Source organism: Cohnella silvisoli (assembly GCF_021190915.1).
Lineage (GTDB): Bacteria > Bacillota > Bacilli > Paenibacillales > Paenibacillaceae > Cohnella > Cohnella silvisoli.
This window is the reverse complement of record NZ_JAIOAP010000006.1, coordinates 57,675-69,833: the sequence shown is the minus strand read 5'-3', so window position 1 is coordinate 69,833 and position 12,159 is coordinate 57,675. Positions and strand designations below refer to the sequence as shown.

9 protein-coding genes and 3 tRNA genes are annotated in these 12,159 nt (G+C 49.4%); 6 read left to right on the top strand and 6 right to left on the bottom strand.

What is annotated here, in order from left to right; translation table 11 throughout:
* Positions 1–16: 16 nt before the first annotated feature.
* The 6 genes from K7P76_RS13095 to K7P76_RS13070 all read right to left on the bottom strand — a co-directional run bounded on the left by K7P76_RS13095 (position 17) and on the right by K7P76_RS13070 (position 2,930).
* Positions 17–91 (bottom strand) — tRNA-Lys (locus tag K7P76_RS13095).
* A gap of 113 nt (positions 92–204) precedes the next feature.
* Positions 205–345: a hypothetical protein gene (locus K7P76_RS13090; protein ID WP_232185748.1), complete on the bottom strand. Its 141-nt coding sequence runs from the start codon at positions 343–345 to the stop codon at positions 205–207.
* A 463-nt stretch (positions 346–808) separates the two neighbouring features.
* Positions 809–885: transfer RNA gene (locus tag K7P76_RS13085), tRNA-Arg, on the bottom strand.
* Positions 886–928: 43 nt separating this feature from the next.
* A complete protein-coding gene (locus tag K7P76_RS13080; protein ID WP_232185747.1) occupies positions 929–1,624 on the bottom strand; it encodes a Crp/Fnr family transcriptional regulator in 696 nt (231 codons plus the stop codon).
* Positions 1,625–1,646: 22 nt separating this feature from the next.
* Positions 1,647–2,645: an HD-GYP domain-containing protein gene (locus tag K7P76_RS13075; RefSeq protein WP_232185746.1), complete on the bottom strand. Its 999-nt coding sequence runs from the start codon at positions 2,643–2,645 to the stop codon at positions 1,647–1,649.
* A 211-nt stretch (positions 2,646–2,856) separates the two neighbouring features.
* Positions 2,857–2,930 (bottom strand) — tRNA-Gly (locus K7P76_RS13070).
* Positions 2,931–3,137: 207 nt separating this feature from the next.
* Here K7P76_RS13070 and K7P76_RS13065 point away from each other — a divergent pair.
* The 6 genes from K7P76_RS13065 (at position 3,138) to K7P76_RS13040 (ending at position 12,123) form a co-directional block, all read left to right on the top strand.
* Positions 3,138–4,064 (top strand): hypothetical protein, encoded by a 927-nt coding sequence (locus tag K7P76_RS13065; protein WP_232185745.1) that lies wholly within the window; start codon positions 3,138–3,140, stop codon positions 4,062–4,064.
* Positions 4,065–4,169: 105 nt separating this feature from the next.
* Positions 4,170–5,456 (top strand): trigger factor, encoded by a 1,287-nt coding sequence (tig, locus tag K7P76_RS13060; protein WP_232185744.1) that lies wholly within the window; start codon positions 4,170–4,172, stop codon positions 5,454–5,456.
* A 216-nt stretch (positions 5,457–5,672) separates the two neighbouring features.
* Positions 5,673–6,275, top strand: coding sequence for an ATP-dependent Clp endopeptidase proteolytic subunit ClpP (clpP, locus tag K7P76_RS13055; RefSeq protein ID WP_232185743.1), 603 nt, complete (start codon positions 5,673–5,675; stop codon positions 6,273–6,275).
* Between the two features lie 51 nt (positions 6,276–6,326).
* A complete protein-coding gene (clpX, locus tag K7P76_RS13050; RefSeq protein ID WP_232185742.1) occupies positions 6,327–7,583 on the top strand; it encodes an ATP-dependent protease ATP-binding subunit ClpX in 1,257 nt (418 codons plus the stop codon).
* A 123-nt stretch (positions 7,584–7,706) separates the two neighbouring features.
* Positions 7,707–8,807, top strand: coding sequence for a flavodoxin-dependent (E)-4-hydroxy-3-methylbut-2-enyl-diphosphate synthase (ispG, locus tag K7P76_RS13045; protein WP_232185741.1), 1,101 nt, complete (start codon positions 7,707–7,709; stop codon positions 8,805–8,807).
* Between the two features lie 25 nt (positions 8,808–8,832).
* Positions 8,833–12,123 (top strand): DEAD/DEAH box helicase, encoded by a 3,291-nt coding sequence (locus tag K7P76_RS13040; RefSeq protein WP_232185740.1) that lies wholly within the window; start codon positions 8,833–8,835, stop codon positions 12,121–12,123.
* Positions 12,124–12,159: the final 36 nt, after the last annotated feature.

The window sequence follows — 12,159 nt, the reverse complement described above, 5'->3', positions numbered from 1 at the left end:
CGGTTTGAAACGTTTATGGTGGGCCCGGTGGGGGTCGAACCCACAACCTACCGGTTAAGAGCCGGTTGCTCTGCCATTGAGCTACAGACCCAAGTGAGTTATATCATAACACATAATGATAATAAAAAGTATGACTAACGTATGAATTTACTTCGTAAATCATCACACCACATAGAAGTTCGATAGGAATTCTCTTATCGGAGGTTACTCTCGGCAATCTGATTTATAGCCTTCGTTCTGCTCTATCTCTGCATCATCATCTTCGACGGACTTTTCGGCGGCAAGCTCAGCTACTTGTGCATCATAGGTTTGGTTTTCTTCATCAATGATATTGTTTTCGGTCATTCGGTAACACTCCCTTTTAATGGTTTTCATTACCAAATGATTATTTGCTTGAATGTTACTAATTATTCAAGTGACTAATTTCCCTTATCTGGATTAATCCAAACTTGGTTAAAGGAACAGTTTGGAATGCTATTATTGAGAGGACAAACATACACAATGGTATGCTCCGGGTTCACCTTGGGAAATTCCCAATCTGGAAGTTGGGGAAAAAGCCGCTTTTACTTGTTACCTACTTAGGTCCTCCCGAATTGACAGTTGTCAATGAGTATTCAAGGCCAAAAAAGTGCCTTCATCGAGCTAGAACCAGATACATATGACGCACGAAGGCCAAAAAAGTATCTTCATTGTGCTGCCCATCACTTTCCAATAATTGTTCAATGAATAGAAAGCCCCCCAAAACATTGAAATTACAAGTTTTTGGGGGGCTGTGCTGGTTATATTAAATTTGACTAATCGTTAAAAGTGGCGTCCCAGGAGGGATTCGAACCCCCGACCGACGCCTTAGAAGGGCGTTGCTCTATCCAGCTGAGCTACTGAGACACGCGAACATCAGTTTAACATAATCAATGTCGAACCGCAAGGATTAATCTTCCTCCGCAAGTTTGGCTTTTAACTGCTTCAAGTTTTGCAGGTGAATCATCTTGTCTTGAATCTGAATGAATCCCTCATCCTGCAATTCCTGCAGCACTTTGGACACGGTTTCCCTTGCAGCTCCGACCATTTCCGCGATTTGCTGGTGCGTTATTTTCACGGGGATAACAAAATCGTTCAAGTCTTCCGTCGTGTAATTTTCCATCATGTAAATTAACTTCTTGATCAATCGCGACCGTACGTTCAAGAACGTTAGATCGTAAATTTGTTGGTTTGCCCGGCGAAGCCGATCCATCGTGTAGTCAAGCAAATGAAAGGCGATATTCCGATCGTTCTCGATAAGCAATTGGAAATCGCTGCGCCGCAGGATGTATAGGCGTGTCGTCATCAGGCATTCGGCCGTGGCCGAACGGACTAGTCCGGGTTTCATAAGAGCCATTTCTCCGAAATACTCCCCCTCGCGAAGGAAGGCCAATATCACCTTCTTCGACTTGTCGAAAGTATAGATGCTAATCGAACCGCTTCCGATAAAGTAAATTTCGTTGCCCTGATCTCCTTCGAGAAATATTAATTCGCCTTTGCGATAAGTTTTTTGGTGCATGTAGGGGACGAGCCGATCGATAAGAGCAGGTTCTATTTCTCGGAAAAAGGGGATGGAGGCCCTCAGTTTCGTACGGTCAACAGGCATTTCCAATCCCCCCTATAAGCGTTTATTTCACCTGAACGACCTTTTCGATTTTAAATGTCATATGCTTCATGAGGTCTATGCGGGTATCGCTTTGATCTAGTTGGATGACCGGGCGGCAGTAGTTCGCTTTATTGATCGCGCAAACTTTGCCCGTCAAGCCGCCGGATAGGACGACTTGCGTATCAAGAGGATAAGGCTGGAAAGCTTGCATGAAGCCCCGTGCGACCGCATAAGTGTATGAGGAATCTATTTTCGACATGACGAAGTCAATTCCTTCCGAAGGTAGCCGGTCCTTGGTCGGATCGTTCATGAAATAGTCGAAATCGCTGGCTAGGCCGCATATTTGCGAAGCTTCAATCAACTGGTCGCCCTTAAATCCGTTAGGAAATCCGCGGCCGTCGACTTGTTCATGGTGCTGCAAGACGATTCTTAGGGAGACATCCGAAATCCCGCGATGCTTGCGAAGAATGTCATAACCGACGACGGGGTGATGAACCAGCAAAGTGTCGTCATGAGGAAGAACGAGACCGATATCATGCAGAAGGCTGCCAAGGGCAACCTGCTCCAATTGCTTCTTGTTGTATCCGAGCGCTTTGGCTGTCAAAATGGAAAGAAAACAAACATTCAGGCTATGGGTAAGCAATTCCATTCCGCCGGGAGCAAGATCATGGCAGCTAATCGTCATTTCTTTCTCATCTTCTACCGTTGTCGTTATATGATCCGTCCATTCCAACAACGGCCGAATCGGGAAATTGTTGTTATCTTGGATGGATCGAAACACTTGCTGCAGAACGTCTTTAGTCATATTCATAAGGTTTCGTTTAATGTCGGTACCGCTAATCGAAGTGCGATGCTCAGTCATTTCAACGAAAATATAGCGATAACCTAATCTTCTGATCCCATCGATTAGACTGCCGTTCAGGGTTACGCCTTGCTTGAGCATGAGACGTCCATCGGCTGCGTATAGCCCGCGTCCGAGCAAGTCGCCTTCAACGAGCTCATTTACCGGGATGATCAGCATATTCCACCACTCCTACTTAAGACCTCTATCTCTTATAGGGCAATGTTACCATTACGAATGTCCCGATTTCTGTGACCTAGGTTACAAAAACGCATGCAAATTTATACAGATTTCGACAGCAAAATCCCGCTCCGAGATTGCAGCGGAGCGGGATTTATTAGGATAAAAAGACAAAAAGCCTTATTTACAAGGCTTCTGGGAATACTCATTATGGAGCGGGTGAAGGGAATCGAACCCTCACCTCAAGCTTGGGAAGCTGGCGTTCTACCACTGAACTACACCCGCATGTTATGTGAAGCAAGAGATATCATAGCATGTTTGTAGATAGGAAATCAACCGTTTCAATTCATATTTCAGTCCATTACTTTGCTTCTCCCATCTTTTCAATTTACCGACCGTTCATGCTATAATGCGAAAGAAATGTAGTTGCCTCATACGCGAACTGCGATCCTGAAGGACGGCCAAGCCGGTTGACATGGAAGGGGATTGCCCATGACGGACCGCACCAAAGACAACTTGGTGTTATTTCCCAAAACATTGGATTATTATCAAATACAGTTGACGAAGATGTTGGAGACGGAACGTTACGGCGATGCCAAAGCGCTGTTGTTTTTTTTGCTCCAATGCCATGGAGAGGCTGATCGCCATCATACCGAATGGCAGGCTCTGCTCGGTTGGCTGGATGCGGCTTTTCCCGATGCGGTCGTCGGCACCGTGCCCGAGGGGCTCGATTTAAAGGATGAGGACGAGGAGCAGGATGAAGAAGAACTGTTCAAACGCCGGATAACGGAACGTTCGGAGTCCGATGCCGAATATATCCCGCAACTATTGGCCGCTCTTTATAACGGAGACGACCCGGAGCAGCAGATGCTTGTTATTGGACAATTGATGTACGTCGTCCACCCTGACATCGAGTTGTCCTTGCGGCAATGGCTGGCGAGGAAAGAGTACATAGCTCCCGTACAGTTTCGCGCCCTTCAAGCCTTGCGTAAGCAAGGGGCAACCGGCCCCGTTTCCTTCTGGAGAGATGGACAGAGCCTGACTATGGAAGCGAGCGATACCCCAACCACCTTCGATGAGTTTCCGCAAGCCATTCATCAAGTGCTTGACCGGGTTCGGCTAGCGGCGGAAGTATCCGATCCGACGCTTTCCTATTTTGCGGAAGAAATGTGGAAAGAATGTGTCCAAGTCGCATACGGTACCCCGATGTACAGGAGTATGATCGAGGACGACGATAGCGCGTCCGACCTTTGGGGAGCAGCCTTGCACCAATTATTGATGGAGAAATTGCACGGTAAACACGGAGACGAGTGGATCAGAGAACAATACGGAATAACGGGCGAATTGCGGTTTCGCTACGAGCAAGCGCTTCGTTGGCTGCGTCAATATTCAATTGAACCGCGCCCGACTTTGCCATGACTTGAGTTTTCGCCTTGAACGGAGCACGATGTTGTTCTATAATAGAGTGGTTTATGTGAATGGCCGCATTGAAGCGGCAAGATGTTACGGAGGGGAAAGCATAAAATGATAGCAAACTGGGAAAAGATAGAGAAGAACGTCGGAGTTCTTGACGTTGAGATCGATGCGGATCAAGTTTCGGTAGCCTTGGACAAGGCTTTCCGTAAAGTTGTTCAGAAAGTTAACGTACCGGGTTTCCGTAAAGGCAAAGTACCGCGCGGTATTTTCGAAGCTCGTTTCGGAATCGAAAGCCTCTATCAAGACGCGATCGATATCCTGCTTCCTGAAGCTTATACGAACGCGATCGAGCAAGCAGGCATTGAACCGATCGATCGTCCCGATGTCGATGTCGAGCAATTCGGCAAAGGCAAGGCATTCAAATTCAAAGCCAAAGTAACCGTTAAACCGGAAGTGAAGCTTGGAGATTACAAAGGTTTGGAAGTTCCCGCGGAAGAAATATCCGTCACCGACGAAGAAATCGCTGCCGAATTGGAGCGTCTGCAACAGCGTCATGCGGAACTGGTAGTCATCGATGAAGGTCCTGCGCAACTAGGCGACCACACTTCCATCGATTTTGAAGGCTTCTTGGACGGCGAGCCGTTCGAAGGGGGCAAAGGCGAGCGTTATTCGCTTGAGCTTGGGTCCGGTTCTTTTATCCCCGGTTTCGAAGAACAAGTCGTTGGCCTTAACATTGCCGAAGAGAAAGATATTAACGTCACGTTCCCGGAAAACTACCAAGCGGAAAATTTGGCGGGCAAACCGGTTGTCTTCAAAGTGACGCTGCATGAAATCAAACGCAAAAACTTGCCTGCCCTTGACGACGAGTTCGCCAAAGACATCAGCGAGTTCGATACTTTGGATGAATACAAATCCGATTTGGCGAGCAAGCTGAAAGAACGCAAAACCAAAGATGCGGAAATCGCGCGCGAGACGGCTATCGTCGATAAAGCGACGGAATCCGCGGAATTGGAAGTTCCTCAAGTCATGGTCGATTCCGAAATCACACATATGATGAAGGACTTCGAAAACCGTCTTCGCCAGCAAGGCATGAACTTGGAGCTTTACTTCCAGTTCAGCGGCCAAGACGAAGCGGCGCTTAAAGAACAAATGCAAGGCGATGCCGAGAAGCGCGTTCGCAACAACCTCGTGCTCGAGGAAATCGCGAAAGCGGAAAATCTTGAAGTTTCCGATGCCGATATCGAAGAAGAGCTGGACAATTTGTCCAAGCTTTACAACCGTCCGGCGGAAGAATTGCGCAATATTTTCGCGGCTAACGGCTACTTGGAAAACATGGGCGCGGATTTGAAAGTCCGTAAAGCCGTGAAGTTCCTCATCGATAACAGCAAACAATAACGTCCATTTAATCAAACACCCAGGATAAGGCACGTGAAACCCGCGTGCCTTATTTTTCACCCGATCGGTCTGCCTAAGTTTTCAAGCTAATACATATCGCAAGACCGTTACAGGAATGCCGTTCGCCCGAAAAGAACTCGTCAACATGACATTCGGTTTTGAACGTGTTAAAATATTACCGAGATTTGAAGTCCACAAGGAAAAGAGGTTGGTAACATGTTGGTACCTATGGTCGTCGAACAAACGAATCGCGGAGAGCGGTCGTACGACATCTATTCAAGGCTCTTGAAGGACCGGATTATCTTCCTGGGAAGCGCGATTGACGACGATGTCGCCAATCTCATCATTGCTCAGCTGCTTTTCTTGGCGGCGGAGGATCCAGAGAAGGACATCCACCTTTACATTAACTCTCCCGGGGGCTCGGTTACGGCCGGCATGGGAATCTTCGATACGATGCAATTCATCAAGCCCGATGTTTCAACGATTTGCGTCGGGATGGCTGCCAGTATGGGCTCCTTATTGCTGACTGCGGGAGCTAAGGGCAAACGTTTCGCGCTGCCTAACAGCGAGATCATGATTCACCAGCCGCTCGGCGGCGTAAGAGGCCAGGCGTCCGACATTAAGATTCACGCCGACTGGATCGTGAAGACGAAGCAGAAGCTCAACCAAATTTTAGTCGATCGTACCGGTCAGCCTTACGAGAAGATCGAACGCGACACGGATCGCGACAATTTCATGAGCGCGGAGCAAGCCGTAGAATACGGTCTGGTCGATCGGGTCATTACCGCTCCCCTTGCGACCGACAATTTGAAGTCATAACGCGTCAATTCCGTCCACTGGACGATATGCGGCTTATTAAGGAGGGTTTACATGTTTAAATTCAGCGACGAAAAAGGCCAGTTAAAGTGCTCGTTCTGCGGTAAATCGCAAGATCAGGTTCGCAAGCTGGTAGCCGGCCCCGGCGTATATATATGCGATGAGTGCATCGAGCTTTGCACGGAGATCGTAGAAGAGGAGCTCGGACACGAAGAAGAGCTCGATATGAAGGACATTCCGAAACCGAAGGACATCCGCAACATCTTGGATCAATATGTTATTGGCCAAGAACAAGCGAAGAAATCGTTGTCGGTTGCGGTGTACAATCATTACAAGCGTATTAATTCCCAAGCCAAGATCGAAGATGTCGAGCTGCAGAAGAGCAATATCATGCTCGTAGGTCCTACCGGTTCCGGTAAAACCTTGCTCGCCCAGACGATGGCTAAGATTCTGAACGTTCCTTTCGCAATCGCGGATGCGACATCGTTAACGGAAGCGGGTTATGTCGGCGAAGACGTTGAGAATATTTTGCTCAAGCTGATCCAAGCGGCCGATTACGATGTGGAAAAAGCCGAGCGCGGCATCATCTATATCGATGAAATCGATAAAGTGGCGCGCAAATCCGAGAATCCGTCCATCACGCGGGACGTTTCCGGTGAGGGCGTTCAGCAAGCATTGCTTAAGATTCTTGAAGGAACCGTTGCTTCCGTTCCTCCGCAAGGCGGACGCAAGCACCCCCATCAAGAATTTATCCAGATCGATACGACGAACATCCTGTTCATTTGCGGCGGCGCCTTCGACGGCCTCGAGCAGTTGATCAAACGCCGCATCGGCAAGAAAGTCATCGGCTTCAGTTCCGCTCTGGAAGGCCAGAAGGATATGAAAGCCGGCGAATATTTATCGCTTGCCCAGCCGGAGGATTTGCTTAAATTCGGACTTATTCCCGAGTTTGTAGGCCGCCTGCCCGTCATTTCCACGCTTGAGCCGCTCGATGAGCCAGCTCTAGTCCGCATCTTGTCGGAACCGAAGAACGCATTGGTAAAGCAGTATCAGAAGCTGCTGGAAATGGACAATGTGAAGCTCGAGTTCGACAGCGGCGCGCTGGAGGAAATCGCTCGCGAAGCAATCAAGCGGAATACGGGAGCCCGGGGTTTGCGGGCCATTATCGAAGGCATCATGCTTGACGTGATGTACGAAGTGCCTTCACGCGACGACGTCGTCAACTGCCTCGTGACCGAGAAGGTCATCAAAGAGAAGCTGACGCCGGAACTCACGACCAAGAAAGGCAAGAAAAAAGAAGAGAGCGCGTAACTGGAGCAGGACGAAAGCCGCCATTAAGGCCTTTCGGCCAATGCGGAGTTCGCCTAGATTAGCCGGTTCCACCCCGCAGATTACGCGGGGTGGACTTTGGCGTATACAGGGGAGAAACCTATAATGTTTAGACGCACAGACACCGTTGCCGTACAGGTAGGGGATCTAACGATAGGCGGAAATAATCAAGTTATCCTTCAAAGCATGTGCACGACCAAGACTGCCGACGTAGCCGCAACGGTAGCCGAAATCAAACGGCTAGAGGAAGCAGGCTGCCAACTTGTCCGCGTGACGGTTAATAATAAAGAAGCTGCGGAAGCTATTAAAGAGATCAAACGGCAAATCAGTATCCCTCTTGTCGCGGATATTCATTTTGACTATCGTCTGGCGCTGCTTGCAATAGAGAACGGCATAGACAAAGTGCGTATCAATCCCGGCAACATCGGACGAAGAGAGAAAGTCGAAGCCGTCGTTAAAGCGTGCAAGGAACGGGGGATTCCGATCCGGATCGGCGTCAACGCGGGATCATTGGAAAATCATTTGCTGGAGAAGTACGGTTATCCGACGGCCGATGCGATGGTAGAAAGCGCATTGTTCCACATCGGTATTTTAGAAGAGCTGGATTTTCACGATATCATCGTATCCTTGAAAGCCTCCGACGTTCCGATGGCGATCGAAGCTTATACCAAAGCCGCCGAAGTTATCCGTTACCCGTTGCACCTGGGAATTACGGAAGCAGGAACATTGTTCTCGGGTACGATCAAGAGTTCGGCCGGACTTGGCGTATTGCTGAACCAGGGGATTGGCAATACAATGCGTATTTCCTTAAGCGCGGATCCCGTTGAGGAAATCAAAGTCGCCCGGGAAATGCTGAAGGTTTTCGGGCTCATCACGGATGCGCCAACGCTCGTATCCTGTCCGACCTGCGGGCGTCTCGATATCGATCTGTTCGCCGTAGCCAATGAGGTTGAAGAGTATTTATCCAAGCTTAAAGTACCTATTAAAGTATCCGTTCTTGGCTGTGCGGTGAACGGGCCAGGCGAAGCGCGCGAAGCCGATATCGGCATTGCGGGAGCCCGCGGCGAAGGCATGCTGTTCCGGTATGGAGAGATGATTCGAAAAGTGCCGGAAGCGGAGCTTGTAAGCGAGCTGAAGAAGGAGATCGATCAGATCGTCGCTTCTTATGCGGAGACGGGCGTTATTCCAGGCCGTAAACATGGATAAAATGAATAATGCGGGATGATGAATTATGGTTCGTATGAGGGATGTGAGGGAGTTTACTCTCAATAAACAATACATTCAGGAGCTTTGCGGAGCCGCGTCTTACATGCGCGGGGAAACCTATCTCCGGTCGGGTCAAGTATTATCCTTGAAGAGGGAAGCGGACGGTGCGGGTTATCGGGCAATCGTGAAAGGCTCGAATCGCAACCGTTACGAAGTTGAAGTCGCATTTGATGAGGATGGGGAAGTCGGGGCTTCTTGCGAATGCGCGGCTTATACGCCCCATGCTTATTGTAAACATATCGCAGCCGTATTATTGTCGCTTGCGGATACGGAAGCCGAAGAAGTACCTGCTCAGGATGAGGTGATTTCCGAAAGGGACACCCATCTGACTAAGCAGGTTATCTTTTTATTCGACCGAGTCTTGAGTCGCCAGAAGGAAGCGGAGCTGAGCTTCAGAGACGAGGATTTCCAAGATACTCAGCCGCTCGACGTAGAATTCTCATGCAAGCTGGTCAAGAGCTTTTCCAATAAGCCGATGTTTGCGGTTTCGATGAAAATCGGGCTGTCGCGGCTTTACATCGTTCAGAGAATCAAAGATTTTCTAAAGCATGTCGACGCCGGAACGCCTATGACGTTCGCTAAGCATTTCTCGTATGATCCTTCGGAGCATACGTTTAAGGAATACGATGACCGGTTTATCCGACTGCTCGTTGAAGCGATGCACGTCGAAGAAATCTATAAGGACCTGTTTCATTCTTTCTCCTCTTATTCGCACAGGGAAGAAAGAATTTTAATGATCCCGCCCGCGATATGGGAGAAGATGCTTCCGTGCTTGGATCATGTCAACATTGTATTGGAAGAGAAGAACTCTGGCACCCACCGCATGGAAATGATGGATGGGGCTCTGCCGATTTCCGTGCAATTGAACAAAGCGGGCGGCGAAGGGTACCAGCTCGAAATCGAAGGACTCAAAAACGCCGTCTTCATGGATAATTACGGGATCGCCATCGTTAATGGCTTGCTTTTCAAATCCGACCCCGATCAATTGAATCGTATTTCGGAACTGAAAAAGATGTTTCATTACGAGAAAAATACCCGCCTCCTCATTGCTCCGAACCAAATCGAAGCTTTCATTGACCGAGTCGTCAGGGGGCTGCAGCAGTTCGTAAACGTGGAAATTTCGCCGCAAATCGCCGATCGTATCATCAATCCGCAGCTGCAAGCACGTTTGCACTTGGATTACGAGGACGACAGGCTCCTTGCCAGGCTGGAATACGTTTACGACGATATCGTCATTAACCCGTTGCCGCAGAAGGCTATGGCCAACCCCCGGGCGGATGTCATTCTAATGCGGGATCTCGACCGGGAAAATCGGATCATGGCTCTTATCGAGCGGTCTTCCTTCAAGTTTAACGGGAAAGACGTTTACTTGGATCAGGAAGACGATATTTACGACTTCCTGTACGATATATTGCCTCAATTAGGCGACGACGTAGAAATATATGCTACGGGTTCGGTCAAAACCGTCATGCGGACCGTCGAATATCAGCCTAAAGCGCGGCTTGACGTCGACGTGGGAACCAATTGGCTGGAAGTGTCGTTTGACATGGAAGGCATGGACGAACAGGAAATTCAGAATCTTCTCCGCAACTTGGTGGAGAAGAAGAAATATTACCGCATGCCTGGCGGTGAGTTCCTCTCGCTAGAGCAGGAGCGCTTCAGGGAAATAAACCGGTTGTTCGAGGAACTCGATCTCAGGAAACCGGAAATGAACGGCAACCGGATTCGTATGCCTGCCGTGCGTGGCTTCCAGCTCATGGATCAATTCGGAGGGAAATCATCCGGCATTCAGCTAGGTAAGACATTACGCAAGCTCTGGGACAACCTTCGCAATCCCGATAATCTGGATTTCGAAATGCCTGCCGGGTTGGATCCCATTTTGCGCGATTACCAGAAATACGGCTTCCAATGGCTGAAGACCTTATCCTATTATCGCCTGGGCGGTATACTCGCGGATGATATGGGCTTAGGCAAAACGATACAAAGCATCGCCTACATCGCGTCGGAGAAAGCCATCGCGGAGCAAGAGGGAGAGATTCGTTCTCCGGTGCTCATCGTGTCTCCGGCTTCGCTGATCTATAACTGGGAGAGAGAATGCCAGAAGTTCGCCCCGGAGCTTAGAACGGTCGTGGCGGCCGGAGACCGTCAAGAACGCAGCGAGCTAATGGCCGATATGAAAGACGTGGACGTGTGGATCACCTCGTACCCGCTTCTTCGCAGGGACATCGAATGGTATGAGAAGCAAAATTTCCGCACGCTGTTTCTAGATGAAGCGCAGGCGATCAAGAATCACGCTTCCTTGACCGCGCATGCCGTTCGGCGTCTGCAGGCTGGACAGCGATTTGCATTGACCGGCACGCCTATCGAGAATTCGCTCGACGAGTTGTGGTCGATATTCGAAGCGATATTTCCCGGATTATTCAGCGGGAAAAAGTCTTTCTCGGATTTGCCGCGGGATAAAGTTGCTCGAATCGTGCGTCCGTTTATTTTACGCAGGTTAAAGAGCGAGGTTCTCAAAGAGCTTCCCGACAAAATCGAGAGCGTGCAGCCTTCGGAGCTCTCGACCGAGCAAAAGCAGCTCTATCTGGCTTACTTGGAGAAGCTGCAGAGCGATATCGTACGGGATCTTGCGGCAGACGGCGGAGGATTCCAGAAAAACCGAATGAAAATTTTGGCGGGATTGACTCGCCTAAGACAGCTTTGCTGTCATCCGGCGTTATTCGTCAGCGGCTACGAGGGTACTTCAGGAAAGCTCGAGCAGCTGCTCGAAATTATCGAAGAGTGCCAAGGCAGCAGTAAGCGGATGCTTATTTTCTCCCAGTTTACGTCGATGCTGGATATTATCAAGCAAGAACTTGACGGACGCGATTTGCCGTATTACTATTTGGACGGATCGACGCCTTCCGCACGGCGGTTAGAGATGTGCGATGAATTCAATGGCGGCGAGCGGGACATCTTCCTCATTTCCTTGAAAGCGGGGGGAACGGGGTTAAATCTGACCGGAGCGGATACCGTCGTTCTGTACGACCTTTGGTGGAACCCGGCCGTGGAGCAACAGGCTGCGGACCGGGCGCATCGCATCGGGCAGAAGAAAGTCGTTCAAGTCATTAAACTGGTGGCGCAAGGAACGATCGAAGAGAAGATGCTGGAGCTTCAGCAACGCAAGAAAGATTTGATCGACGAAGTGATCCAGCCGGGCGAAGCCGCTTTATCAACGCTTACGGAAGAAGATATTCGCGAGTTGCTTGAGATTTAGATTTATATTTGCATCCACTTGATGACTATATCCTCC